Annotated in this window: 21 protein-coding genes and 1 pseudogene; 6 read left to right on the top strand and 16 right to left on the bottom strand. The window is 40.0% G+C overall.

Annotated elements, in window-relative coordinates:
* Positions 1-506 precede the first annotated feature (506 nt).
* A complete protein-coding gene (locus RCZ04_RS03505; RefSeq protein ID WP_460484573.1) occupies positions 507-1718 on the top strand; it encodes a beta-ketoacyl-[acyl-carrier-protein] synthase family protein in 1212 nt (403 codons plus the stop codon).
* A gap of 81 nt (positions 1719-1799) precedes the next feature.
* Here the strand turns inward: RCZ04_RS03505 and RCZ04_RS03510 are convergent, their stop codons facing one another.
* The 4 genes from RCZ04_RS03510 to RCZ04_RS03525 form a co-directional block, all read right to left on the bottom strand.
* Positions 1800-2159, bottom strand: coding sequence for a DUF6567 family protein (locus RCZ04_RS03510; RefSeq protein WP_460484574.1), 360 nt, complete (start codon positions 2157-2159; stop codon positions 1800-1802).
* Between the two features lie 22 nt (positions 2160-2181).
* Positions 2182-2829: a porin family protein gene (locus RCZ04_RS03515; protein WP_460484575.1), complete on the bottom strand. Its 648-nt coding sequence runs from the start codon at positions 2827-2829 to the stop codon at positions 2182-2184.
* A 372-nt stretch (positions 2830-3201) separates the two neighbouring features.
* The gene (locus tag RCZ04_RS03520) at positions 3202-5322 is read right to left on the bottom strand and encodes a GH92 family glycosyl hydrolase (RefSeq protein WP_460484576.1); all 2121 of its coding nucleotides are present in this window, start codon (positions 5320-5322) and stop codon (positions 3202-3204) included.
* An 806-nt stretch (positions 5323-6128) separates the two neighbouring features.
* Entirely contained in the window at positions 6129-8351 is a 2223-nt protein-coding gene (locus RCZ04_RS03525; protein ID WP_460484577.1) for an FAD-dependent oxidoreductase, read from the bottom strand.
* An 88-nt stretch (positions 8352-8439) separates the two neighbouring features.
* On the opposite strand from RCZ04_RS03525, the gene RCZ04_RS03530 reads away from it, so the two are divergent.
* The gene (locus RCZ04_RS03530; protein ID WP_460484578.1) at positions 8440-9147 is read left to right on the top strand and encodes a response regulator transcription factor; all 708 of its coding nucleotides are present in this window, start codon (positions 8440-8442) and stop codon (positions 9145-9147) included.
* A 204-nt stretch (positions 9148-9351) separates the two neighbouring features.
* Here the strand turns inward: RCZ04_RS03530 and RCZ04_RS03535 are convergent, their stop codons facing one another.
* The 4 genes from RCZ04_RS03535 to RCZ04_RS03550 are packed head-to-tail and all read right to left on the bottom strand — an operon-like array spanning position 9352 to position 13403.
* Positions 9352-10011, bottom strand: coding sequence for a hypothetical protein (locus tag RCZ04_RS03535; protein WP_460484579.1), 660 nt, complete (start codon positions 10009-10011; stop codon positions 9352-9354).
* A gap of 55 nt (positions 10012-10066) precedes the next feature.
* Entirely contained in the window at positions 10067-12649 is a 2583-nt protein-coding gene (mutS, locus tag RCZ04_RS03540) for a DNA mismatch repair protein MutS (protein ID WP_460484580.1), read from the bottom strand.
* A 19-nt stretch (positions 12650-12668) separates the two neighbouring features.
* On the bottom strand, positions 12669-13115 hold the full coding sequence (locus RCZ04_RS03545; protein WP_460484581.1) for a PIN domain-containing protein: 447 nt from the start codon (positions 13113-13115) through the stop codon (positions 12669-12671).
* A gap of 6 nt (positions 13116-13121) precedes the next feature.
* Positions 13122-13403: a hypothetical protein gene (locus RCZ04_RS03550; RefSeq protein WP_460484582.1), complete on the bottom strand. Its 282-nt coding sequence runs from the start codon at positions 13401-13403 to the stop codon at positions 13122-13124.
* A gap of 776 nt (positions 13404-14179) precedes the next feature.
* Between RCZ04_RS03550 and RCZ04_RS03555 the strand changes: the two genes are divergently transcribed.
* Positions 14180-16477 (top strand): glycosyl hydrolase family 65 protein, encoded by a 2298-nt coding sequence (locus RCZ04_RS03555; RefSeq protein WP_460484583.1) that lies wholly within the window; start codon positions 14180-14182, stop codon positions 16475-16477.
* A gap of 48 nt (positions 16478-16525) precedes the next feature.
* Here the strand turns inward: RCZ04_RS03555 and RCZ04_RS03560 are convergent, their stop codons facing one another.
* A complete protein-coding gene (locus RCZ04_RS03560) occupies positions 16526-17176 on the bottom strand; it encodes a WG repeat-containing protein (RefSeq protein WP_460484584.1) in 651 nt (216 codons plus the stop codon).
* 20 nt (positions 17177-17196) lie between these two features.
* On the bottom strand, positions 17197-17988 hold the full coding sequence (locus RCZ04_RS03565) for a hypothetical protein (RefSeq protein WP_460484585.1): 792 nt from the start codon (positions 17986-17988) through the stop codon (positions 17197-17199).
* A gap of 200 nt (positions 17989-18188) precedes the next feature.
* Between RCZ04_RS03565 and RCZ04_RS03570 the strand changes: the two are divergent.
* Both RCZ04_RS03570 and RCZ04_RS03575 read left to right on the top strand, forming a co-directional pair.
* Positions 18189-18531, top strand: a pseudogene (locus RCZ04_RS03570) (hypothetical protein).
* 141 nt (positions 18532-18672) lie between these two features.
* Positions 18673-19491: a class I SAM-dependent methyltransferase gene (locus RCZ04_RS03575; protein ID WP_460484586.1), complete on the top strand. Its 819-nt coding sequence runs from the start codon at positions 18673-18675 to the stop codon at positions 19489-19491.
* Between the two features lie 245 nt (positions 19492-19736).
* Here RCZ04_RS03575 and RCZ04_RS03580 read toward each other — a convergent pair whose 3' ends face one another.
* The 3 genes from RCZ04_RS03580 to RCZ04_RS03590 form a co-directional block, all read right to left on the bottom strand.
* A complete protein-coding gene (locus RCZ04_RS03580) occupies positions 19737-20045 on the bottom strand; it encodes a hypothetical protein (RefSeq protein WP_460484587.1) in 309 nt (102 codons plus the stop codon).
* Positions 20046-20120: 75 nt separating this feature from the next.
* Positions 20121-20396, bottom strand: a complete 276-nt coding sequence (locus RCZ04_RS03585; RefSeq protein ID WP_460484588.1) for a hypothetical protein — start codon at positions 20394-20396, stop codon at positions 20121-20123.
* Between the two features lie 457 nt (positions 20397-20853).
* Entirely contained in the window at positions 20854-21006 is a 153-nt protein-coding gene (locus tag RCZ04_RS03590) for a hypothetical protein (protein WP_460484589.1), read from the bottom strand.
* A gap of 101 nt (positions 21007-21107) precedes the next feature.
* Here RCZ04_RS03590 and RCZ04_RS03595 point away from each other — a divergent pair, with 101 nt between their 5' ends.
* The gene (locus tag RCZ04_RS03595) at positions 21108-21620 is read left to right on the top strand and encodes an OmpH/Skp family outer membrane protein (protein WP_460484590.1); all 513 of its coding nucleotides are present in this window, start codon (positions 21108-21110) and stop codon (positions 21618-21620) included.
* 146 nt (positions 21621-21766) lie between these two features.
* Here the strand turns inward: RCZ04_RS03595 and RCZ04_RS03600 are convergent, their stop codons facing one another.
* The 3 genes from RCZ04_RS03600 to rnr form a co-directional block, all read right to left on the bottom strand.
* The gene (locus RCZ04_RS03600) at positions 21767-22429 is read right to left on the bottom strand and encodes a LysE family translocator (RefSeq protein ID WP_460484591.1); all 663 of its coding nucleotides are present in this window, start codon (positions 22427-22429) and stop codon (positions 21767-21769) included.
* A 142-nt stretch (positions 22430-22571) separates the two neighbouring features.
* Positions 22572-23042 carry a hypothetical protein gene (locus tag RCZ04_RS03605; protein WP_460484592.1) on the bottom strand — a complete coding sequence of 157 codons (471 nt, stop codon included), beginning with the start codon at positions 23040-23042 and terminating at the stop codon, positions 22572-22574.
* Between the two features lie 295 nt (positions 23043-23337).
* On the bottom strand, positions 23338-25575 hold the full coding sequence (rnr, locus tag RCZ04_RS03610) for a ribonuclease R family protein (RefSeq protein WP_460484593.1): 2238 nt from the start codon (positions 25573-25575) through the stop codon (positions 23338-23340).
* Positions 25576-26282 lie beyond the last annotated feature (707 nt).

Below are 26282 nucleotides of genomic sequence, written 5' to 3' on the forward strand. Positions count from 1 at the left end.
AACCTTTTTTAGGACAGGACATTCGTCCCTTTCCCCTATTGCCTATTGCCTAAGTCCCAATACCTCTTCCCCTTTCTTTCGCCTCGAAACCCTCTTTTCAGCATTATTGGCATTGTTGTATTACAGTATGAATCAATTACTTANNTTCGTATAAGCATCCTATAAGCTTTGTATAAGCTAACCATACCCATTTTACCTTTTACCTTTTATCTTTTACCTAAAAACTCCCTTCCGAACCTCTCCGTTTCCTTCCGAAACCACTGATATGTCACTTTTAGCAGTATACGCTTTGCCAAAGTTTTTAATCGCCCGTCGTGCTACACACTTTGCCAAAGTTTGAAACTTTGGCAAAGTTCATTATCGGTATTATTGGCATTATCGGTATTATCAGTATTATTGGCATTATCCGGTATTATTGGCATTATTTGGCATTATTTGGCATTATCAGTATTATTTCTTACCTTTGCCCCACTTTGTTAATTATCAATTGTCAACTGTCAATTATTATGAGAGTAGTTATCACCGGAATGGGAATTTATTCCTGCATTGGCACTTCGTTAGCCGAAGTGCGTGATTCACTATATCAAGGAAAATCGGGTATTGTTTTCTTGCCCGAACGCAAAGAATACGGCTATCGCTCTGCTCTGACAGGCTTTGTAGAAAACCCCGACCTAAAAGGACTCTTAGGTCGCCGTGAGCGTATTTCTATGGGTCAAGAAAGCGAGTTCGCCTATATGGCAACCCTCGAAGCACTTAAAAATGCCGGTATTGATAGCGATTTCTTACAACAAAACGAAGTAGGAATCCTCTACGGCAACGACAGTGTAGCCGAGTCGGTAATTCTTACCAACTACAAGATAAGAGAGAAGAAAGACACCACCCTCGTAGGCTCTGGGGCGGTATTCCGCACGATGAACTCTACCGTAACAATGAACCTTTCAACCCTCTTCCAATTGCGAGGGGTGAATATGAGTATCAGCGCGGCTTGTGCCAGTGGGTCACATTCGGTAGGCTTAGGCTATTTATTGATACAAAGTGGTATGCAAGACTGCGTAATATGTGGCGGAGCTCAAGAAATCAACAAATACAGTATGGGCAGTTTTGATGGCTTAGGCGTGTTCTCAATGCGTGAAGACGCTCCTACTCAAGCTTCACGTCCCTTCGATGCCAGTAGAGACGGCTTAGTACCCAGTGGAGGGGCAGCTACTTTAGTGTTAGAGAGCTACGAGTCGGCGATGAAGCGTGGAGCGACCCCTATCGCTGAAGTAGTAGGCTACGGCTTTTCGTCTAATGGCGGACATATTTCTACACCCAATGTAGAAGGACCTGCCCGTGCGATGGCGCGTGCCTTGCAAAATGCAGGAATGCAAGCCCGTGAAATCGACTATATCAATGCCCACGCTACTTCCACCCCCATAGGCGATGCCAACGAAGCAAAGGCAATTTATGAGATTTTTGGTAGCGAAATACCCGTGAGTTCCACCAAATCAATGACCGGACACGAGTGCTGGATGGCAGGTGCCAGCGAAGTGATATACTCAGTATTGATGATGCAAAACAGCTTTATAGCTCCTAATATCAATTTCAATACCCCCGATGAAGCTTCCGCTAAGTTGAACATCATTCCCGAAACCGTAGAACGCCCTATTCAAGCCTTTTTGAGCAACTCTTTTGGTTTCGGAGGCACTAACTCAGCTTTAGTTGTGAAGAGCTTTTAAAATAAGCCACACAAACAATTAAAAAATATCAGAAAGCCCCCTTTGTACAAAGGGGGCTTTCTGATATTACGAAAATCACTATTATTCTTCTGTAAATTCTATTACATCAGCCGAAACAGTTACAGTATATCTTGTCCCTATGAAAAATAGGAACGAATGTGCTTCTACCGTTTCGTTAATAACAGCTCTTGAAGTTCCTACCAAATTAGCATTTTTAAGCATTTCTGCACGGGCTTTCTCTATAAGAGCTTTTCTACCTCCTCCAAAAAACAGAAAATAATCATTAGTAGCTTCTCCTTTCACGTGTTCCACTACTTTAAAATTGTTTTTAGATAATACTACTTGAGTAGTATGACTATTTTGGTTGTATGTCAGTCCATTACTTACACCACAACTCACTAATAATAGTGCTAAAGTACCGAATAAAATTACTTTCTTCATATAATGATTTGATTATTGATTATTAAAACTTGTAACCTACACCTAATTGAACAATGCGTTTGTTTAAGCCAAAAAAACGAGCCTCTCCTTCATAATAAGATTTTGTACTTTCCAAACTTGTTAAACCATATTTAAAGTTTGCATCAACAAAAAGACCCATAGGAAAATGATATTCACAACCTATTCCCAATGAAACGCCAAAATTACTTTCTGCTGACCTATTTAAATAACGTGGCGCATCATACCTAAAGCGATAATAGCTATAATCTAAACTTATACCTAATTTAGGACGAAAGTTATTGATGTCATACTTTAACCATAAAGGCAGGCTTATTTCAGACATTCTAATTTTAAAAGAGTCGTTGTGTTCCCCACTCTCTTTTATCTTACTTGTTTGAGTAGAAAATATTAAACCCACATCTAAGAATAAGTTTTTGTAAAACTGATATTCCTCAAATCCTCCTAAGTGAAAGCCAGCCCCAACCGCTGATTTTACATCTACTGAGTGCCTTTCAGCAGGATAATACGTGGTGTATTCAAAATGTTTATTCTCCAAGGAGTAAGTAGAGATATTTACACCTCCTCTAATACCCCATTTTACTGCTTGGGCTTTCAACAAAGTAATAGAGGTAAGGGCTACCAATGTGAATAATAGAAGTTTTTTATTCATAAGATAATTTGAAATTAATAGGTTAGTTCACCAAGCCCTAAAAGTGAAGATATTATTTATTAGAAAAGAAAAAGCGAGGACTTTTAGCTTTCATTTATACTTTTAAGAAGCCTCTGGTATGGCTGAAATACTATATAAATAAAAGAAAAGCCCACGCCTAAGCGTGAGCGTTCTCGTTATTTATCCTATAAGTATTTCGTGAATTTACCAGATTCTCTTAAAAATAGAATAAAAAACTAACGCTTTTTATGTTTTATGTAAATTGTCTTGTTGGTTGTCTATATCATTAGACGATGCAAAATTACTTATTACTTTTATATTAGCAAAATAAAATTATGTTTATTTTTATGTAAGCGACTAAATTAAGGGCGTTTACTTCTTAAATTCTAAACTTCCGCCTTTTATAATTTCTTCATAAGTAATATAGCCTCTGCTCAGTGGTTTGCCGTTGAGTAGTGTTTTTGCTTTGCTGTTTTTTCTTTTTTCAATGGTAAAAGTCTTACCGTTCTCTAAGTGTAAAGTAGCTTTATCAAACAAAGGTTCACTCAAATAATACTTGCCGTTGGCAGGGTTAAGAGGATACAAACCTAAAGCGCTGAGCACATACCAACTGCTCATTTGTCCGCAGTCCTCATTACCACAATGTCCGTCGGGGGTATTTTTGTATTGAGTGTTCAATATTTCGGTAACGCGCTGGGTGGCTTTCTCGGGGTGAGCTGTAAAGTGATAGAGGTAAGCCACGTGATGACTGGGTTCGTTGCCGTGCACATACTGTCCTATCATACCCGTACTGAAGATAGGTAGTTTCTCATCGGGGGTAACTGCTAAAGTGAACATTGAGTCGAGTTTTTGTTCAAAAGCTTTAGTGCCTCCCATTGCAGCGCGCAATCCTTCGATGTTTTGTGGCACAAACCAACGATAATGCCAAGCGTTGCTTTCGCAGAAGTATTTACTATAATCTTTGGGGTTAAAAGGTTTCATAAATTGCCCTTTGCTATCCTTAGGACGGAAGAAAGTAGTTTTTTCGTCGAAGAGGTTGCGCCAGTTTTCCGCACGTTTGGCAAAGTAAGCCTCATCTTCTTTTTTATTCAAAGCTTTGGCAAATTGTGCAATGCACCAATCGTCGTAAGCGTACTCTAAGGTTTTGGACACCGACCAGTTTTCGTCTGACTTATCTAAATCGTAAGGCACATAGCCATATTGCTTATATAGGTCGATTTCACGTTCATTAGCCATTGCACTTTGCTTGCAAGCCTCATAAGCCAAAGGGATATCCATTGGGATATTCTTAAAATACGCATCTACGATAATAGGCACAGCGTGATAACCTATCATCATATGGGTTTCTCCTCCTTGCATACTCCACACGGGTAGCGTACCGTTTTCGCGGTAATGAGCCAAAAAGCTACGGATAAAATCGGCGGAAGCTTCACGATGTAAAAGGGTATAAAGCGGGTGTGCTGCGCGGAAAGTATCCCAAAGAGAGAAGGTATCATAACGTTTTTCGGTGGCATCGATATCGCTGAAAAGATTAGGTGCTAACATCGATTGGTAGAGCATTGTATAGAAAATCTTTTTTTGCTCTTCGGTGCCTCCTTCCACAGTGATTTTTTGTAATTGGGCTTCCCATAGATTGCGTGCGACTTCACGATACTCATCGAAAGCGAAGTGAGGGGCTTCAGCTTCCATATTTTTATACGCTCCTGCGATACTATGCATAGAGAGGGCGGTTTTCACTACAATGGTTTCATTATCGGCGGTGGCATAATGGAGTACGATTTTAGAACGGTTGCTTTTGCCGTTTTCTTTTTCTTCTGTAAACTCTTTATCAGCAAAGGGTTTGGAGAGTTTGATGACGAAATAGACCTTTTGGCTGCGTGCCCAACCGGTAGAAAAGCGATAGCCTTCCAATGTTGTGTTATCCACCACTTTTAGATAGGTTTCGGTGGGTTTATCCCAATTGATACTATAACCTAAATCAACGGTGATTTTGGATTGTTCATCTTTGGGGAAGGTATATCGTTGCACTCCTACGCGAGGAGTGGCGGTAAGTTCGGCTTTGATGCCATAACTAAGCAAATTGACACTGTAATAACCTGCGGTAGCGGTTTCCTTTTCGTGAGAAAAATAGGAGAAGGGCAAGTGATTGTTTGCCTCGATGCGCTCGTTAAATCTACTATTGGTAGGCATTATGAGCACATCGTAGAGGTCTCCCGCACCCGTGCCTGAGAGGTGGGTGTGTGAAAAGCCGGTGATGATGCTATCGGGGTAGAAGTAGCCCGAAATCCTGTTCCAGCCAGGAATGCCTATATCAGGGCTCAGTTGTACCATACCGAAGGGTGTCATCGCACCGGGATAAGTATTACCTGTGCCATCGGTACCAATAAAGGGGTTTACGTAATTAGTGAGTGGCTTTTTAGACAAATTGTTTTGTTCTGATGGGTTGTGGCAAGCCGTAAGGGCAAATGCTAAAAGGTAAAAGTATGGTTTCATATGGGTTGAGAGTTATGAGTTGCAAAGATAGGAAATAATACTGATAATGCCAAAAATGCCAAATAATACCGATAATGCCAATAATACCTAATAATTTACTTTGACAAGTGTGAGCCACACGGGCAGGTGCAAGTCGCACGGGCGATAATGGGGAGATTGGTTAGGCTTGTTTGGACGAGTCGGACATTTCAGACGAGTCGGACAGCTCAGAGGGTAAGAGCTTTCGGAAGAAAACGGAGAAATTCAGAAGGGAGTTTTTAGGCAAAAGATAAAAGATGAGCTGTGAGAAGGGTATGGTTAGCTTATACAAAGCTTATAGGATGCTTATACGAATCTTGGACGATTGTTATACAAGGGCTATATAAAGGGTTGAGAGTGAGCAGTTAAGAATGAAGGGTAAAATGCTGATAGTTGGGTTTTGAGGCGAAAGAAATGGGAATCCTCACCCCGACCCTCTCCCAAGGAGAAGGAGAGAGTAGCGACGGGCAGTTAAATTAGAAAATGAGAGAATTAGTAAATTAGGAGAGAGGGGTTGGACGGAGATCAGATTGGTCGGATAAAATCGGATAAGTCAGGTAGGTTGGAGAGAGGGAGAAAGATTAGCAGATTAGGAAATTTGAAAATGAGAAAATGTGTAGAAACCTCCCCCTAATTTACTTACTCGGCAGTTGCCGATAATCCTCAAATAGGGGGTAACCTCCCTCTACCCCCCTCAAAGAGGGGGAGTGTGGTGACGGAAAAGGGAGAGAAACCTGTCTCTTATTCAACTTTGGCAAAGGTCGTAGTACGGCAGGCAAATTATAAATTTACCCTCCAAAATCGTCTTTAAAGATATGTGATGCAGGAACTCCTTCTGAGCGAAAAAGTCCCTGCATTGCTTTGGTAAAGCTGTTGGTACCTACGATGTAATAATCACAATCGGTGAGGGTGTGGAGGTGTGTTTGCAAGAAATCGGCATTGAGGCGTTTTTGGGTTGCGGTGAATACGGGCACATAGCGGTAATGAGGTAAGGCAATACGCTGTAAATCGTTGTGAAAAGCAGTTGCGGATTCGGTTTTATTGGAGTAGAACACGCTTACTTCGCCAGTGAATTGCTGTTGCGCTAATTCTTTTAGCATTGGGAGCACGGGAGTAATGCCAATCCCTGAGGCGAGAAACACAATGCGTTGGCTTTTTCCTTTGAGGCTGAAAGTACCCATAGGGGCGAACACAGTGGCGGTATCGCCTATTGCCATTGCGGCAACACTTTTCTTAAAACTGCTATCGCTGAGGCGCATTGCGAATTGCAAAGTGCCTTCACTGGGGTGAGAAACCATAGAAAGCGGACGCAAAGGCATATCCAATTCGGTATAACGAGGGTTGTCGAGGCGCAACACGGCGTACTGACCTGCTTTGTACTGCAAATCTTTGGGTTTTTCAAAAGTGAGCAAGATGGTATTATCGGCAATGGTGTTTTTGGCTAAGAGTTTTAGAGAACGTTCATCGGTGAGGGTTGAGGGCGTGTAGTTTTGCCATTTCACTTGGGTTTTCATCTTGCAAGCCGTCATAAAACCACTATAGACAGCCCCTGAATAACCACCTCCAGAAGGCGCCCAAGCCGAGGCAAAATAAAGATTCTTCAGCGGTGAAGTGGTGAGTTTGTCGCGCTGAGGATAGGTTTGCTTCACCGATTGCACATAACCATACGGCGTGCCTTGCGGATTTAAAGTGTATCTTTTTATGGTTTTAGCGGTAGCTACCTCATAATACTCCAAGTACTGGAGAATCGTTGGAAATTCGGCTTCTAAACGCGTTAAAAACAGCTGTGCAACGGCTTCTTTCTTCTGCTGATATTCGGTTTCGGTGAGTCCTTCCCATTCTTTGAGGTAATCAACGGCGCAAATTACCGCTACCGTCTTCCCTTCGGGAGCCAATTGTGCGTCTACCATTCCGTAATTCACAAAAGTAAAAGGTTTTTGAGCCCAATCACCTTCTGAATCGGCTTTTACACCCTTGAGGGTATAGTCTTTTTGACCTTGAATAATGGTAGAATAATGGTTTACACCGAGTTTTTTCAAATCGGTATTGAAGCCTAAATAAATAGTGAGCAGCGAGCAAGCCATTTGTAAAGGTGCTACCTTTTGTTGTAGTTTAGTGCGGTAAGGCTCGGGGAGCATTTGAGTGACAATAGGTTGGGCAGCATTGGCAACCACGCTATCGGCATAGAGCGATTGCTTAGGCGCTGAGGTGTTGAACGTATCGCGATAGGTAACGCCCACGGCTTGATTGTTTTCTACTAAGATTTCTTCTACAAATTTACCCGTAAGCACTTGTCCGCCGCGCTTTTCGATAAAGCGCACCAAGTAGTTGGACAGCGATTGCGAACCCCCTTTCACGAAGTTACCTCCACCGTTCAAGTAGCTACCTTGAGCCACCAAAAAGTACATTAGCGAGAGGTTGTAAGGGTCATCGGTATAATAACCCAAGTTGGCTGTGAGCACGTTTTTGAGTTGTTCGTTTTTGATATTAGCATCGAGCCAAGTACCTACGTTCATTTTAGAAGTTTTGATTATGTTAGGAATCAAGAACGGCATTAGTGGGTAGAGTAATATACTGAGCCATTTGTTGCGTGGGAGACGGCGCATTTCGGTGTAAAGCTTGTCAATGAGTCCAAAATAGCGTTCGATTTCGGCCTTACAATCGGGAAAATCGGCAATGAGTTTTGCTTTAGCCTCACTCCCGTGGTGGAGGGTGCACTGGAAGTCGGGTTTCTGTAGATGGTAGAATTCGGGTACTTTTAGAAATTCTACTTCATCAAACACGCCCAAAAGTTCTAAAATCGGGCGCTTAGGGTCGGTTTCGTTGAGACCGTCGATTTCGTGCAAGCCAACTTCCATCAGGTAGTCTTTGCGTTTGAAAGCAGTGGCGCAACCCCCTGCGATATAGTGTTGTTCGAGCACGATTACCTTCTTGCCCCAGAGCGCCAAAGTAGCTCCAGCGATGAGTCCGCCCAAGCCACTACCTATAATAATACTGTTGTAATTTTTCATCTTTGAGAAATAATTATTAATTTTGGGGCAAAATTACGGCGGTTGCGCGAGTGTGGCAATACGCAAAAATAACCATTTTTAATTGACGATGAGCACCCCTACCTCTATGGAAATCTTGGCACAGAAGTATATCCCTTATGCCGAAATGTTAGCAAAAATAGGGAATAACGCTGTTTTTATAGTGGATAAGAACGAGCATTTCTATTATATTTCGGATAAGTTTCAGCTCTTTGGCTACGATGATATACCCGAAAACAACAGTAGTGAAATGCCCGATTATCCGCTAAAACGACGCATTCACCCTGATGATTTGGCAATAAAGGAAAAGATAGACGAGCAGATTTTTGAGTTTTTATCCACTTTGCCTAAAGAAGAGCAGGTGCAGTATAAGTACGTTTACGACTATCGCGGAATGGCGAGCGACGGCACTTATGGTCGGGTGACCAATGAGGTACAACTCTTAGAAGTGACAGACGATAATTACTTAGCTTTGGGGATTATAGAAATTGCCCCTGACCAATCGGAGCATTTGCCCGTGCGGGTGCGAATGAAACACTGTGTAACGGGAGAGATTGTGCCCATTAAACTACAAGATGAAGAAGAATTTGCGCTTACCCCGCGGGAAAAAGAAATACTCACGCTTGCCTCACAAGGTTTGTCGAGCAAACAGATAGCCGAGCAACTGTTTATCAGTACTTATACCGTGAATCGGCATCGGCAGAATATACGGGAGAAGTTTGGCGCTGAGAGCTTGATAGAAGCGATAGATATAGCGAGGAGGAAGGGAATACTATAATATTAAGTAAAAACTGAAAGATAAAAAGTGAAATCAAAAACACTTCTGCTTATCACAATGTGTGACAAAGTAAAGAAATATTAATTTAGTATTTCACCGTGTGTGACGGGGTAAAGAAATATTAATTTAGCATTTCACCGTGTGTGACGGGGTAAAAAAACTTCTCTCCGTTTATATACAGAACGGAGAGAAGAAAAATAAAGTTTAATAATCAGTTACTTTTTTAGCAATACGTCCGTCTTGACTAAAAATGCGATAAACACCTACTCCCATTATTTTATTTCCTTGGTCTTCTTTTTCAGTAACCGTCATTGTGAAAACCAAATCTTTAATCCCTTCAGAGGTAATTTCACCTGAGAAAACATATACATCTTTGTTCTTTACGCCTTGAGTAACGGCAACGTGAGCTAAGAAGACCGTAAACTTATTGCCACTTCCTGAGATGATAGCTCCAGAACCTATGGCAGTGTCAAATACTCCAAATCCTAATGCTTTATAGTCGGATTTTACTTTTACTCCTTGTTGTTCGTAGAATTTGAATTTGTAATTAGTAGCCTTATCACCTTTGGTGAAAGCATTATCATTAGGGTCACTGGTATAAAGGAATGTAAGGTTATCGAGCAGGTAAATGCCTTCGATATTAGGAGGCGTAGTCCCTTCGTGAATGGTCATACCATTAGCCACCATTTGCGTAAGGGTTTTGTCGGGCAGAATGGCTTTAGCTTCCTGAGGAATATTGAAGTTGGTTACCTCAATATCATCTTCGCCTTTATCTTTTTTGCTGTCATTATCATCAGATTTAGAGCAGGCAACAAAAGCAAATAGCGCAAATACAGCGCAAAGCGTGTGGATTGTTCTTTTCATTTTTATAGTTTTTTATTATTAGTGTTCTAATTATACACTTTGGCTAATTCGTCAATTAGCCAAATCGCTTTCGCATTTCGTTCAGCTTCATTAGGGCTTCTACGGGAGTGAGGGTGTTGATATCAAGGCTTAGTAAATCGTCTTTGAGAGCTTCGAGGAGAGGGTCGTTCATATCAAAAAAGCTCAATTGCATTTCTTTTTGGGCGCTTTTAACGACCTCAGCAGTTGGCACTACATTATGACTCTCTTCAAGCTTTTTTAGCATCTTATTTGCTTTTTGAATCACGTATTGGGGCATTCCCGCCATCTTGGCCACGTGTATCCCAAAACTGTGAGCCGAACCGCCTTCAGTGAGTTTGCGCAAAAAGAGTACGCTGTCCTTGGTTTCTTTCACTGATACGTTAAAATTCTTAATCCGCTCAAAGCTCTCACTCATCTCGTTGAGTTCGTGATAGTGAGTCGCAAAGAGGGTTTTGGCTTTGCTGGGGTGTTCGTGCAGGTATTCAGCGATTGCCCAAGCGATAGAAATCCCGTCGTAAGTGCTGGTTCCCCGCCCGATTTCGTCCAAAAGCACTAAACTTCTATCGGAAATATTGTTCAAGATAAGCGCTGCTTCGTTCATCTCCACCATAAAAGTCGATTCGCCCATCGAGATGTTGTCGCTCGCGCCTACACGGGTGAAAATCTTGTCGATAATCCCTAAGTGCGCTTCGGCGGCAGGGACAAAACTGCCTATCTGCGCCAAGAGCACAATGAGTGCTGTTTGTCGCAAAATAGCCGACTTACCCGACATATTAGGTCCGGTAATCATTATGATTTGCTGACTTTCGCGGTCTAAATACACATCGTTGGCGATATAGGGCGTACCCACGGGCAGTTGTTTTTCAATCACAGGGTGGCGACCTTCCTTAATGTCAATGGCATAACCCTCGTTCATCTCAGGACGGTGGTAATTGTTTTCCATCGCCAAAGTGGCAAACCCGCAGAGGCAATCCAACTGACCAATAAGGGTCGCGTTCGTTTGTACCTCGCTGATATACTCACTGATAAAGGCGATAAGTTCGGTATAGAGTGTTTGTTCTAACTGGGCGATTTTCTCTTCTGCCCCTAAGATTTTAGCCTCGTATTCCTTGAGTTCTCCCGTGATGTAGCGTTCGGCATTGACGAGCGTTTGCTTGCGAATCCAATCAGATGGGACTTTATCCTTATGGGTGTTGCGCACTTCGATGTAGTAGCCAAACACGTTGTTACTGTCGATTTTCAAGGACGGAATGCCCGTGCGCTGGGTTTCGCGCAGGAGCAAATCGTCTAAATAACTTTTGCCCGAATGCGAGAGTCCGCGTAGTTCGTCGAGTTCAGGTGAAAAACCTTCGGCAATGGCGTTGCCTTTGGCGATATTTACAGGAGCATCATCATTCAGTGTTTCGGCGATGCGTGCACTGAGCTGTTCGCAATTGTGGAGTTTGTCGCCTAAGAGTTGTAACGATTCATTGCCTGATGCCAAGCACAATTGCTTTATCAGGGGGATATGTTCTAAGGAAGCGCGCAATTGCACCACTTCACGCGGATTGATTTTCAGAGTAGCGACTTTGGAGATGAGCCGTTCGATGTCGCCCATACGGCTGAGAGAGGTTTTCACCTGCTCCAGTACATCGATATGCTTCAAGAAGTAATCCACCACCTCGTGACGCTGACGGATTTTGTCTAACTTTTTCAGCGGTAGAGCCAACCAGCGTTTGAGCGTGCGGCTGCCCATAGGCGACAGCGTTTTGTCAATCACATCTAATAAACTCACCGATTGGGCTGAGGTGCCTGCGTAGAGTTCCAGATTGCGAATGGTAAACTTGTCGAGCCACACATAAGCCTCTTCGGCGATGCGTTGAATAGCCGTAATATGTTGCAGTTGATGGTGTTGCGTTTCGGATAAGTAGTAGAGAATTGCCCCTGCGGTGAGGAGTGCTTCGGTGAGTTCATCTACGCCAAAGCCCTTGAGCGAGTTGGTTTGAAAGTGTTTGGTGAGTACCTGTTGGGCGTAATCGTCTTTAAAAACCCAATCTTCCAAATAGAAGCAGTGAAAATCATCACCAAAGCGTTCGGAAAATTCGCGTTTTTGGTGTTTGGCAATAAGGAGTTCGCTAGGGCGGAAGTTCTGTAAAAGCTTATCGATGTAGGTGGTATCGCCTTGGGCTACGAGAAATTCACCCGTAGAGACATCGAGGAAAGCCGCACCACACAGCTGTTTGCCCAGCCATACCGAAGCTAAGAAGTTGTTGCTTTTGCTTTGGAGAATATCGTCGTTCAGGGCGACGCCAGGGGTTACGAGTTCGGTTACGCCCCGTTTGACGATGCCTTTTACGAGTTTAGGGTCTTCGAGTTGGTCGCATATCGCCACGCGGTAGCCCGCTTTTACGAGTTTGGGGAGGTAAGTATTGATAGAATGGTAAGGAAATCCCGCGAGTTCGCTGCGCTCGGTGCCGTTGTTGCGGTTGGTGAGCACAATATCGAGGGTATGAGCGGTTTTGACGGCATCTTCGCCAAAAGTTTCGTAGAAATCGCCTACCCTAAAGAGCAACAGTGCATCAGGATATTTGCTTTTAATCTGATTGTACTGTTTCATCAAGGGAGTTTCTTTAGCCATATTATTTTTAGTGAAAAGTTTATTTTTTATAAAGATGTTTGCTTAGTTCTTCTGTAGAAGTAAAGAAATGTCCGTAACCTTTTTCAGTAAGACCTTTTACAAGTAGTTTATCAGAAGTCCAGATTTTGTGTTTGATTTGTAGATGAAGAGCGATAAAAGGATAATCTTTTATATCTATATCAGCTACTATTTCTTTAGCTTTAATAGCATTAGCTCTTTTTACCTCCTTTTCATTTACAATTGTAATCCCTTCTAATAACTTTTTGAAATCAGCTAATAATTGTTTCTTTGTTTTCTGATTTTTAAAGCGTTTTACCAAATCAGGAATATGCTCAGTTACTTCGGTGATAAGATAATCAGGGACTACATATTGTATTTTCTTTCTCTCAGCTAATATAGATGCTGTGCGTCCTGTAGGGTTTACAAGAGCACTCATAAAAATATTACTGTCGGCAATGATTATCATAGTAGCTTAAATGTTAAAGTGTTCATCCCAACGTTTAGCTATATTGTGATTTATTTTCTTAGAAATTGTCATCACAAAAGCGTAATCTTCAGGAGTCATTTCCTCTTCTTTAGCAGCGTCTACTATTTCTTGAGGGGTCATCTTTAACACTTTGGAAGCTTTCAACACTTCTTGAGAATAAGCAGGTTCTTTTTGCTTAGTAACCTTTACAAAATCAAGTGTTTTAAGGTATTTCACAAGGTGTATTGCTTGTGGATTGTTATCAGTAATGGTGATTGTATAAGGCATAACGTTTAGTATTTTTGGCAAAGGTACGAATAATTGGCAAATTTGCAAATGAGAAAATTTGCAAATGAGAAAATTAGTAGAAAAAAATCTTTTTCACTACCGACCGCAACCTGTAATATAGGGTGCAATAGTTGATAATACTGATAATGCCAATAATACTGATAATGAACTTTGCCAAAGGTCGTAGCACGACGGGCAGTGCGAGCCGCACGGGCAGTGCGAGGTCGTAGCACGACGAGCGATTAAAAACTTTGGAAAAGTGTATACCGCTAAAAGTGATATATCAGTGATTTCGGAAGGAAACGGAGGAATTCGGAAGGTGCTTTTTAGGTGAAAGATAAAAGGTGAGCTGTGAGAAGGGTATGGTTAGCTTATACAAAGCTTATAGGATGCTTATACGAATCTTGGACGATTGTTATACAAAGGGTATATAAGTAATTGATTCATACTATAATACAACAATGCTAATAATAGTAAAAATAGGATTTCGAGGCGAAAGAAAGGGAAAGAAGTGTTAGACATTAGGCAATAGGCATTAGGAGAAAATGGACGAATGACGAGGAACGAATTACAAAGGACGAAGGACGAATGACGAGGAAACCTCCCCCTAGCCCCCTCAGAGAGGGGGAACTGTAGGGACGGAAAAGTGAGGGTAAAATAGAAAAATGTAATGATGAAGATTGTTGGGTAGGGTATTTATGTGCTAATTTTAGAAATTTGCTGGTTTGCGAATTATCTTCTACCTTTGCACTTTAAACTGGTGAAATTTTATTGTTATGAACACGTGGAACATCATTGTTGAGGGCTTTGACAAAGCTGAGGTTACTAAACACGAGAGTATTTTCAGCCTTGGGAATGGGGCTATGGGAATGCGCGCTAACTTTGAAGAGGATTACAGTGGCGATACGCTTCAAGGGAGCTACATCGGTGGGGTGTATTACCCCGATAAAACCAAAGTGGGTTGGTGGAAAAACGGCTACCCTGAATACTTTGCCAAAGTGCTGAACGCACCGAGTTGGATTGGGTTACATATTCACATCAACGGGGAATTGTTGGACTTAAACACTTGTTTGGAGGTGAAGAACTTCCGTCGTGAGCTGAATATGAAAGAGGGTTGGTATGAGCGTTCGTTTACGGCTATGCTACCTAATGGGGTGGAGGTTGCTGTGAAAGCGGTGCGTTTGCTCTCGTTACGTCACGACGAATTGGGGGCTTTGCGCTATGAGATTACTCCTTTGAACACTGATGCTTCTATAGCAATAGAGAGTTATTTAGACAGTGGTATTGTGAATAATGATGCTAACTGGGATGAGCATTTTTGGAATACTTTAGAAATCAGTTCGGAAAACAACAGCGCTACTATTGTTGCTGAGACTAAAAAGACGGCTTTTAAAGTGGAAACCTTTATGGAAAACCGTCTGTTTGTAGAAGGAAAAGAACTGAATATCAGTGGAAAAGAGAATAGAGGGGAGAATTATATAGGGTTGCAGTATGAGGTTGCTATTAAGAAGAATAATGTTTTTTGTATTGAGAAGTATGGGGGGTATTTGAGAAATGAGATTGATAACATCCCCCCTTCACATACTCCGCTCTCGCGGACTTCCCTTAAAAGGGGGAGTGTAGCGACCGAAAAAAACATCCCCCCTGCCCCCTTCAAAGGGGGAGATGCGATGGAGAAAGTGGGAGAAGTAAAACCTTTGTCAAAGTTTGAGACCTTGACAAAGGTCGTAGCGCGACAGGCAGGAAAGAAAGATGTACAGGCAGTAACATTTGAGGGGTTATTGGAGATGCAGAAAGAAGATTGGGGAATGATATGGGAGACATCGGATATTGTGATTGAAGGTGATGAACAGGCGCAACAAGGGATAAGGTTTAATATCTTTCAACTAAATCAAACGTATCAGGGCAAGTACGCTCGCTTGAATATAGGTCCTAAGGGTTTTACGGGTGAGAAGTACGGTGGCAGTACTTACTGGGATACTGAAGCCTATTGCTTGCCTTTTTATATGGCAACCAAGGGCGCGGAAGTGGCTCGGAATCTTCTGTTGTACCGCTATAAACAGTTGCCTCAAGCTATTGAAAATGCTAAGAATTTAGGTTTCACAGGTGGGGCTGCGCTGTACCCTATGGTTACGATGAACGGCGAAGAGTGCCATAACGAGTGGGAAATTACCTTTGAGGAAATACACCGCAATGGGGCGATTGCCTTTGCAATTTACAACTATACGCGTTATACGGGCGATGAAACTTATATTAAAGATTACGGTTTGGAGGTGCTTATTGCCATTGCGCGTTTTTGGGTACAGCGAGTAAATTATTCAAAAGAGAAACAACAGTACGTACTTTTAGGGGTGACGGGACCTAATGAGTACGAGAACAACGTAAACAATAACTTTTATACAAACTATCTTGCCTCTTGGTGTTTGAGCTATGCGGCGACTATGGCTCTAAAATACAGAAAAGAAAAGCAGTGGGTGACTACTGAAGAATTAAAGGAGTGGAGTTACATAGTGGAACATATGTACTTGCCTTATAGTGAAAAATATGGTGTATACTTGCAACAAGATGGTTTTTTGGATAAAGACCTCAAGCCTGTGAGTAGCATTCCTGCTGGGGAGCGTCCGTTGAACCAACACTGGTCGTGGGATAGAATCTTGCGTTCGCCTTACATCAAGCAAGCGGATACGCTACAGGGGTTCTATTTCTTTGAAGAGCGATTCAGCAAAGAAGAGTTGCAAAAGCACTACGAATTCTATGAGCCTTTTACCGTACACGAGTCGTCACTTTCTCCTTGTGTGCACAGTGTGTTGGCTTCTGCTTTAGGGAAAACTGACGAAGCCTATGCTCTCTATTTGCGCACGGCTCGGCTTGACTTAGATGACTACAACAAGGAAGTGCACGAGGGCTTGCACATCACCTCGATGGCGGGCACTTGGTTGAGCATTGTAGAGGGGTTTGCAGGTATGCGTGTGAAGAACGGCGAATTGCAATTTACCCCCCGATTGCCCAAACAATGGAAGCGTTTATCGTTTAAAGTGATATTTAGAGGAGAAGTAAAAGAGGTGATTATTTAAATGAAAAAAGATTACCTTCTTTATCTATATTTACTTCTCTGCCTTTCTTTATGAGGATGTAGTAATAGTCTTCCCATTCCTCATTGCTTTTAGTATAGGTTCAGCCTGCTCGTATTCGAAAGGAATGATTGTATTACCGCGGCTATCAATCATTCCCCACTTTCCTTTATACTTTACCATTGCCTTTTTACTGTCGTTGAAATCATCGGCATCATCATATACAAAAGGCAATACTACTTTACCTTTAGTATTTAAATAACCATACTGATTACCTTGTTTAGCACGAGCGAGACCACCGAAAAATAGGTCTATTTCGTCATACCAAGGGGTGAGTGCTTCGTTATTAGTACTGAGGAGTTTCTTCTTACCATTGGATTGCACGATGAAAACACCTTCAGAATACGAAATAAAATTATACTCAGCAGGAATGAGTTCTTCACCTGAAGGGCGTATTACTCCATACAAATTGTTAATAGTAACATCGTAAAAAGGTATTCCGTCAGAAGGATAGATATTGATATAGTCATACTTCAAAGGTGCCACGAGGGTACCTTCGGCATTTACGAGTCCGTATTTATTATCTTTTCTGACCATTGAGATTCCGTTTTGAGACGGATACACCTCGTCGTATTTTCTGCGCCAATCGGTATTACAAGCAGTAGACAATAAAGCTAAAGTAATGATGAATAGTTTTTTCATAAGTAAATGTATTTTCTATATTAGTATTTTATTTCTCTTTCAGTAAAACCTACGATATACCCATTGACAGAAACAATGCGAGTTACCCAATTGCCTTGCTTATCAAAAGTGTGTTCAAACTTCTGATTATTCACACCGGTAGGTATACCTTTTTTATCATAGGCGTAATGCATTACATCGGGTTTGGTGTTCCCCTCAGCAATACTGCGTTCCACTACCCTACCCTCACGATCGTAACGCACTGAGATATGCATCTCGGTAGGCGGATTACCTTCGGTTACCATCTTGAGCAAAGTGCGTTGGTTATTTTTATCAAACTCCTGGAACACCTTGGCTTTGCTATTAGGTGTTACTAAGAGACCTTCAGTAGGGTTACCGTTGGCGTCCCATTTATTAAAAGTATAGGTTTGTGTAGGCGAAGCAATTACCCCTATCACTGTTTGGTAAGTTATTAAATGCCCTTGGTCATTATATTCATAAACTCCTGTAGAGTACTGCACACCTCCGTGAGCGACTCTTGATACTGTTACGCGCAGAGGTTTTTGCTCAGCATTGTAAGTATAGTCGTAACGCAAAGTAATACCACTATATTTTTGTTCTAACTGCAAGGCATTTCCTTCTTCATTAAATTCATAGTAATTTTCGGTTGCAAGACGTTTTTGTTTAAGGTTACCCTGGAAGACGTCGTAGGTACGTTCAGTAAGAGATTTAACTTTGCCGTTGAGCTCTTTCTCTAAGCGTGTAGCTGGAGTATTGATAATTTGTGCTACTCCCATAAAAGGAAGCAACAACAGAATAAAAAACTTTTTCATACTGATATATTATTATTTTACGCGGACAAAGGTAATAAATATTTTTTAATAGAGCTATATATTATTAGAAAATGTTCCACGTGGAACATTTATCAATGAACGATTGAGAATGGATAATTAAGAGTGTTTGTTTATCTGTGAATTATTATTTACCTTTGCCACAAATTAATGGTTTATCACTAAGTATTGAATAATAATAAATGAAACGTTTTATCGTAAACAAATATTTTGTACCTAAAGGTTATAGTGGTATTACTCTTTATCCTTTTGTATTTGCAAATAATTCCCAATTATTAGAAGACCCATACTTTATCAATCACGAACGCATACACCTTGCCCAGCAACGCGAACTCTTAGTGATATTCTTTTACATATGGTATCTTATAGATTTTTTGCTAAAGTATATTAAATATAAAGATAAGAAGAAAGCCTACCATAATATTATTTTCGAACGTGAAGCCTACGAGAATGATTATTCTTGATTATTTAAAGACGCGTAAATTCTACGCTTATATTAGAGGTAAGAAGCAAATAGAGAATTGATGAATTATAAAAATAGAAAATGTTCCACGTGGAACATTTAATAATGAACAATTGTATTTAGCAGTTAGAACTTAGTCGTTAGCAGTTAGTAAGCGACTAAACACTAACAATTAATGATAAACGACTAATAAGTAACGACTAATGACTATAAAGGATTACAGTGTATCAAAAGAGGAATTTACCCTCGTATATGACTCAGTATTAAAACTTTACCGCACTACTCCCCTACCCAATGACCTGGGTAGATACTACGAGAGTGCCGATTATATTTCGCATACCGATAGCCACAAAACGCTATTCGATAAACTCTACCAATGGGTAAAAAGTTATAACTTGAAACACAAAATCAAACTCATTAAGCAATACAAACAAGGAAATGTGCATCTGCTTGACATAGGCGCGGGCACTGGCGACTTTGTGTTGAGAGCTAAAGAATACGCACATTGGGAAGCTATGGGAATAGAGCCCAGCGAGAAAGCACGAAGTAAAGCCAAAGAAAAAGGACTACTATTGCAAAAAGATTTTAGTGAGCTTCTTCCCCACTCTTTTGATGTGATTACTATGTGGCACGTATTGGAACACGTACCCGATGTAGTGAAAGAAATACAGACCATCGGAAACTTACTTAAAGAAGACGGACTTGCTGTTATAGCCGTGCCCAACTACCGCTCGTGGGACGCTCAACACTACGGGGTTTATTGGGCTGCTTATGATGTACCCCGTCATCTTTGGCATTTCTCAAAAGACAGCATTGAGCAACTCTTCGCTAAAGAAGGTTTTAAGCTCCTCGCTACTTACCCTATGCTCTTTGATGCCTTCTATGTGAGTATGCTTTCCGAACAATATAAAACAGGAAAGAAAAATTTTCTTAAAGGTTTCATCAACGGAGTCCGTTCAAATTATTATGGTTGGAGGAAAGGAGAATACTCATCGCAGATTTATGTTTTAGGTAAGAAATAAGAGGTAAGAGTTAGAAATTGTCTATTTTTTTATATTTCTGAAACTAAAAATAGTAAAAACTTAAAATAAGACGTTTTTATAAGACTTCTCAACTATTAACCTATACTTTATTACTTTTTAAAAAATAATACTTAAAACAAGCTGTAATAAAGTCAGTTTTGATAAAATATATTTATAGATATATAGTTTTTAAATAAAAAAATCCTATATATAGGATTTAAGGTGTTTCACGTGGAACAATAAAACTAATCAGAATTTCCCATTTTTCTAAGATTCGCAATAAGAAAAGGATTTGTTGATAGAAAATTTTCTGATACAGAATATACATTATGAGTAACATATTCATTGATATCAATCCTATAATAGGAATATTTAAATTCTTTTTCATCTCTATTTTCTACTAAAAATTTCCATTCTTTATCTGTAAATTCATTCCTTGATATTTCAATACAATAATCACTTACAGGAATAGAAACAATATTATTTTTCTTAACAATTTCTTGAGTTTTAGTACAAATTTTATTAGCAACTGATTTTAAAAGCTCTTTATTCATTTTTATATTTAATTATTTAATAAAAAGTACTAATAATTTATTAGAAAACTATTAGTACTCTTTAAAGGTCAAAAATTATTTTTGCAACATACTATCTGCCTTCGAAGATTCCATAAAAACAGAACCCATTTGTTTGTAAACAAATCTTTTGCCACAGCCTTCTATTGCATAAGTAGCTTGTCCAAATCCCTTAACTCTCTCAACAACTTTAAGTTCTCCAACTGGACAATTTTGCTCAATAGAAACAGTTTTAAGTAATTTAGATTCAGTAGAACCAGAAACAGTTCTTGTTACCGAACCACAACTAAATAAAGTAATAGATAATAAAGATATAAATATAATCTTTTTCATTAGATTAAAAATTATTTTTGTTTTTCCTACTCTATCAGATTTTCGGATTCCTCTTTTGGTCAACTTGTAATCAATTAAAATTACAAGTAATTTGGAAGTTAATAAATTAATCATTCTACATAGGCATTGATTTTTTAACTCACTAAGTCCTAAAAATGAAGATTATAAAAACAAAAAAAGCGAGGACTTTTAACCTTTATTCATATTCTAAGGAGCCTCTGGTAAGCTATGACTATATAAATAAAAGAAAAGCCCACGCTATATCAGCGTGAGCGTTCTCGCCTATTTATTCTATAGTCAAATGAAAATTTACCAGATTTCCTTAGTATAGAAATATAAGCTAACGCTTTTTATAAACTAAAATTACAGTGCATAATTACTACAAATTAATTATATACGCAAATATTTTAACAAATATTTTTTATACATTTTCTGTAGATATTAAATAATCAGGGAGTTATAATTTCATATTTTTTGCTATTGCTTCATCTAATTCTTCTTGTGTGAGGTATTCTCCTCGTTCAATTTCCCTATAACCTTCTTCTATTTTAGACCAAAATTCATCAATAGTAAATTGAGATATTTCTTCATCTGTTAAAACTATTTTCATATCTATATTTCACTTTTTTAAGTAACAAAATTAAAAAATATTTCTTTTACACGTAAAACTTTCTTACTTTTGCCACGTAATTCAAATTAAACATTATAAAAATGAAAAAACTCATCTTAACAGGCGTAGCACTGCTCGCCCTTACTGCTTGTACCGACAAGGTAGCATTTGTTGATAACTCTAAACTTTTAAACGATTATCAGGAAAAACAAGACATCGAGGCTAAACTAAAAACTGAAATCGCTACCTACGAGAAAAAACGCGATAGTATTTCAATGGCGTTCCAAACCGAAGCACGTGCTTTCGACGCTCAATCTAAAACTATGGCTCAAAATGTAGCTCAGAAAAAATACAACGAACTGATGCAGAAAAGCCAAATCCTGCAACAACACTTACAACAAGAAGAACAACGTTTGCAAATGGAAAGTCAAACACAAATGGATTCACTGCTCAGTAAAGTGAAGAAAAATATTAAAGAGTATGGCAAACAAAAAGGATATACCTTTATCCTCGGCGCTAATGACGGTGGTAGCGTACTCTACGGTACTGAGAAAAAAGATATTACTAAAGAAGTTACCGAATACTTGAATAGCCAGTACAAATCAGGGAAGTAGGTCTTAGGTGTTAGGCCATAGGCATTAGGCCACAGGTGTTAGACCATAGTCCACAGTATAGACTTTGTCAAAGTTATAGCCTCTCATGCTACGAGCTTTGACAAAGTTTTTTATTGCGGATTGTCCCCCTTCGGGGGTTCGGGGGTCTAAAAAATATCTAAGATATGAGGAAAGAACGCTTGGAGTATCAAGAAAAGTCCGAAGATGAGGAGAATGATGCTAATAGTGCGCTTAATTTTGTAGATGTGAAAGGCGGTAAGGTGGTTCTTGAGTTTCTTGGCAATGAGGATTTTAAAGATGTCTATACCAAAATAGACCAAGATGATAGAACTAAAAAATACCAATATCCTACTGGCATTCATATCGAGCTTGGGGCCAAACACAATGATAATCCCTAACCAAAATCCCAACACTCCTATATTGATGAAATTCAATAAAAACCCTTTGATAAAGAGGGCGAGATAATTCACTTTTTCGGCTACTTGTAGGTGGGCATTCTCCTTGTTGTCCATCGTTTTCTTGAAATCTTTCTTGAGTTTGATGAACGAAATGAGTCCGTAGGTCACCATTATGAGTCCACCAGCGAAGAAGAGCTTAGGGTCGTCCTTGATTTCCCTTAGCAGACTACTGGTAGTGAAATAAACGATGAGAATAAAGACAGCATCGGCTAATACGACCCCTGAGTTAAAGGCAATGGCAGCCCTGAATCCTTTGGTAATGGCTGTTTCCAGCAATACAAAGAATACAGGCCCTATGGTAAAAGCCAATAACAAACCCAAAGGTAAGGCAAGCAATACATCCGCAAACATCTATTTCAGCAAAATTATAATTAAAAATTAATTGCACAAAGGTAGTAAAAAACTACTGAACTGCAAAAAATAAGGGGAGAAGTTTTTGGTACTTCTCCCCTACTCTGTTGAAATTCAGGGTTTAGGTATTAGGGTTTAGGGTTTAGAGCACTACTAAATATTCTGTAGTATCTGAAACAAAGAAAGTTTTAGTATCAGGAATATAGACTACGTGCAAGGTTGCACCTTGTGCTCCAAAATTATTTACAATATTTTCTACTGCAGCTGCTTTAGTAGCAAATTTTGCTTCGTAATCTTCTTCATAGCGCATACCTAAAACGGTATATTTTGTATCAGAAGGTTTGTAAAAAAGAGGGGCTAACCCAATAGCCATATCTCCTTCATTCTCTTGGTTAGAAAGCACTTCAATAGTTTTTTGAGAAGGATTTGCTTTAAAAGAAACCCAACGCACTAAGTCTTTATCGTGAGAGGGTTGCATAACTACTGAAGCAAAGTTATCATAAGATAATTGCTCATTGTCAATAGTTTGGGTAGTGCTATTTTCCTTAGAGCAAGATATAAAGGCTATGCTTAAGCATACCATTAGAAATGAATTTTTTATGAGTCTTTGCATAATAACTATTTTTTAAGTTCATAAATTATTTCTTTTGCACGTTCTTTTTTATGAAGACAATAACCCATAGCTCAGTTAAAAAATAATACTAATAGTTAGCTTATTCTATACTTCTTCATAATACCCATTTTTTCATCTTTCATAAGCATACTATTGATAATTAACAATACAAAAGTAATAATATTTTTTAAATAAACAAAAAACTTTGTCAAAGTCCAAGGACTTTGACAAAGTGTATGGCGCAAAAACAATTTTTAACTGCTTGTCGTGCTACGACTGCCTGCCGTGCTACGGCTCAATCTACTAATTCAAAATCTAATTGTTTCTTCATCAAATCGGTGTTCTTGACGCGTATCATTACTTCATCACCTAATTGATACATCTTGCCAGTAGCTTGTCCTACAAGGGCATATTGCTGGTCGTCGAAAGTGTAATAATCGTCCTTGATGTCGCGAGCACGTACTAAACCTTCGCATTTGTTCACGGTGATTTCTACATAAATACCCCATTCGGTTACGCCCGAAATAACCCCTGCAAACTGTTGGTTCTTATGGGCTTCCATATATTTCACCTGCATATATTTGATAGAATCACGCTCGGCGGAAGCTGCTAAACTCTCCATCTGTGAGGAGTGTTTGCATTTGGTTTCATAGTCGGCTTCAGGTTGTGAGGGGGCGTTGTCCAAATACTGCTGTAAGAGTCGGTGTACCATCACATCGGGATAACGACGGATAGGCGAAGTGAAATGGGTGTAGTAATCAAACGCCAAACCGTAGTGTCCTATGTTCTTAGTGGTGTAAGTCGCCTTAGCCATTGAGCGTATCGCCAAAGTATCCACCAAGTTCTGTTCCTTCTTGCCTTTCACTTCTTCGAGCAAATTGTTGAGCGAATCGGTAGTGGCTTTGCGGTTTTTCAAATCTAAATGGTAGCCAAATCGACCAATGACAGTATTAAACTGTTGCAATTTCTCGGCATCGGGTTCATCGTGTACGCGGTAGACGAAGGTCTTTTTCATTTTGGCTACATATTCGGCTACTTTCCTGTTAGCCAAGAGCATAAACTCTTCAATCAGCTTATTAGCTTCCTTGCTTTCTTTGAAATACACGCCTGTAGGGTTGCCGTTCTCATCGAGGTCAAATTTCACTTCTACCTTATCAAAAGTAATGGCACCTAAGCGCATACGTTTGCCGCGGAGTTTCTCGGCTAAAGTGTTGAGCGTGAGGATAGCCTCTACCACATTGGCAGGCACTTGTCGGTCGGCATCGGTGATGGAAGTATCCGCAGGAATAATGTACCCCTCCCCTACTCCAGCGTTCTCAATCACCGATTGTGCTTCTTCGTAAGCAAACCTAAACGACGAGTGGGTGACTGTGCGTCCTATCCAGATGTCCACCACTTCAGCTTTTTTGTTCATCTCAAAGACCGCTGAAAAAGTGTACTTATCTTCATCGGGACGCAACGAACAAGCAAAGTTGCTCAATATTTCGGGCAACATCGGCACTACCCTATCTACCAAATACACTGAGGTCGCGCGGTTATAAGCCTCTTCATCGAGGATGGTGCCTTCCTGTACATAGTGCGACACATCGGCGATGTGCACCCCTATTTCGTAATTACCATTCTCTAATACTTTGAACGACAGCGCATCGTCAAAGTCTTTTGCATCACGCGGGTCGATAGTAAAATTGAGCGTATCGCGCATATCGCGACGGCGGGCAATTTCGTCTTCAGTAATCGATAAATCTAAGTTCTTAGCAAAGGTTTCCACCTCTTCAGGATAAGTGTACGGCAAACCGTATTCGGCTAAGATAGAGTGCATTTCGGTAGACTGTTCCCCAGGTTTGCCGAGGATTTGCTCCACGACTCCCATAGGCGAATCGCTCTTATCCTTCCAATCTTCGATGCGCACAATCACGCGATCGCCGTCCTGAGCGCCATTGAGATTGTCTTTCAGCACAAAGAAATCGGTGTACATACGCGGGTCGGTAGGGACAACAAAAGCAAAATTCTTGTGTAGCTGTACAGTACCCACAAAACGCACTTTGTTGCGTTCGATAATTTTGCTGATTTCGCCTTCCATCTTATTACGGTTGCGAAAACGCGGAAATACGTACACCTCTACCAAATCGCCGTGGAGGGCTTTGTTCAAGAAGTTCTGTGCCACAAAAATATCGTTGTCCAAACCATCGACCATCACATAGCCATTGCCGCGCGAACTCACATCGAGGGTGCCTACATAATAATGTTGCATAGGGATCGCTTGGTACTTCCCGCGGTCGATTTCCACAATGCGTTTTTTCTCTTTGAGTTGTACCAATTGTTTTACTAACATATCGCGACGCGGTGCATCGGTAATATGGAGTTTGGCAGCGATTTGCTTGTAGTTAAAGCTCTCTTCGGGGTGCTCGTGAAGTACCGAGAAAATCGCTTTGATAAGTTCGTGTTTGTTGCGTTTGGCTAAACTCTTATTTTTTTTAGGTTTCCCTGATTTACCTTGTTTCTGGGTTTTACTGTTCTTAGTTGTTTTTTTCATAGTGTTTGTATTTTTTTAGTAGTCAAATATTAAATATGAATCAAAAATTAAAAAATAACCTATTGCTTTACTAATAATTTTCAAATTCGCTAATTCTCTCATTTTTCTAATTTTCTACCTGCCTGTAGTGCTACGACCCTTTTCTTTCGCCTCGAAACCCCATTATTGGCATTTTTAGTATTATTGTATTACAGTATGAATCAACTACTTATATACCCTTTGTATAACAATCGTCCAAGATTCGTATAAGCTTTCTATAAGCTAAGTGTACCCATCCATCACCCTTTCAAGGCTCTGAAAGCCCCTTTAAGAGTTCCGATTTTCTCCGAAAACTTTCCCCATAAATTACAACTTCACTCCTAACTTCTGATACTTATAATATCTAACACCTATCCCCCACTCCCAAACGCAAAAGTAATCATTTTTGACTTATCAACAATCACCTAATTATAAATTGAAAAAGATTTTTTTCTAAAAAAGAAAGGTTATTATTATGAAGGCGTTCATAAGGGGGATAAAATTAGCCCCAAAAACTTGCTTTTTTCACTTCAACAATGTTATGATTAGTTATCAACAATAAAAAGTGATTTACACTTTTTAAAATGAATATTTTAAGCAAAACTGTTGATAACCATTTTTGATATTATGCACAACTTTTTGTTGAGAACTTTCACTTACGCACATTGTTCATAACTGCCAAAAAGTAG

The sequence above is a fragment of the Capnocytophaga sp. HP1101 genome (genome assembly GCF_054772415.1).

Coding starts and splice junctions, on each gene's coding strand:
- RCZ04_RS03550 (WP_460484582.1), bottom strand. CDS start 13,403: ATGCCTTATACAATCACCATTACTGATAACAATCCACAAGCAATACAC.
- RCZ04_RS03535 (WP_460484579.1), bottom strand. CDS start 10,011: ATGAAAAGAACAATCCACACGCTTTGCGCTGTATTTGCGCTATTTGCT.
- RCZ04_RS03590 (WP_460484589.1), bottom strand. CDS start 21,006: ATGAAAATAGTTTTAACAGATGAAGAAATATCTCAATTTACTATTGAT.
- RCZ04_RS03530 (WP_460484578.1), top strand. CDS start 8,440: ATGAGCACCCCTACCTCTATGGAAATCTTGGCACAGAAGTATATCCCT.
- mutS (WP_460484580.1), bottom strand. CDS start 12,649: ATGGCTAAAGAAACTCCCTTGATGAAACAGTACAATCAGATTAAAAGC.
- RCZ04_RS03545 (WP_460484581.1), bottom strand. CDS start 13,115: ATGATAATCATTGCCGACAGTAATATTTTTATGAGTGCTCTTGTAAAC.
- RCZ04_RS03520 (WP_460484576.1), bottom strand. CDS start 5,322: ATGAAACCATACTTTTACCTTTTAGCATTTGCCCTTACGGCTTGCCAC.
- RCZ04_RS03575 (WP_460484586.1), top strand. CDS start 18,673: ATGACTATAAAGGATTACAGTGTATCAAAAGAGGAATTTACCCTCGTA.
- RCZ04_RS03510 (WP_460484574.1), bottom strand. CDS start 2,159: ATGAAGAAAGTAATTTTATTCGGTACTTTAGCACTATTATTAGTGAGT.
- rnr (WP_460484593.1), bottom strand. CDS start 25,575: ATGAAAAAAACAACTAAGAACAGTAAAACCCAGAAACAAGGTAAATCA.
- RCZ04_RS03560 (WP_460484584.1), bottom strand. CDS start 17,176: ATGAAAAAACTATTCATCATTACTTTAGCTTTATTGTCTACTGCTTGT.
- RCZ04_RS03525 (WP_460484577.1), bottom strand. CDS start 8,351: ATGAAAAATTACAACAGTATTATTATAGGTAGTGGCTTGGGCGGACTC.
- RCZ04_RS03585 (WP_460484588.1), bottom strand. CDS start 20,396: ATGAAAAAGATTATATTTATATCTTTATTATCTATTACTTTATTTAGT.
- RCZ04_RS03505 (WP_460484573.1), top strand. CDS start 507: ATGAGAGTAGTTATCACCGGAATGGGAATTTATTCCTGCATTGGCACT.
- RCZ04_RS03555 (WP_460484583.1), top strand. CDS start 14,180: ATGAACACGTGGAACATCATTGTTGAGGGCTTTGACAAAGCTGAGGTT.
- RCZ04_RS03605 (WP_460484592.1), bottom strand. CDS start 23,042: ATGCAAAGACTCATAAAAAATTCATTTCTAATGGTATGCTTAAGCATA.
- RCZ04_RS03595 (WP_460484590.1), top strand. CDS start 21,108: ATGAAAAAACTCATCTTAACAGGCGTAGCACTGCTCGCCCTTACTGCT.
- RCZ04_RS03580 (WP_460484587.1), bottom strand. CDS start 20,045: ATGAATAAAGAGCTTTTAAAATCAGTTGCTAATAAAATTTGTACTAAA.
- RCZ04_RS03565 (WP_460484585.1), bottom strand. CDS start 17,988: ATGAAAAAGTTTTTTATTCTGTTGTTGCTTCCTTTTATGGGAGTAGCA.
- RCZ04_RS03600 (WP_460484591.1), bottom strand. CDS start 22,429: ATGTTTGCGGATGTATTGCTTGCCTTACCTTTGGGTTTGTTATTGGCT.
- RCZ04_RS03515 (WP_460484575.1), bottom strand. CDS start 2,829: ATGAATAAAAAACTTCTATTATTCACATTGGTAGCCCTTACCTCTATT.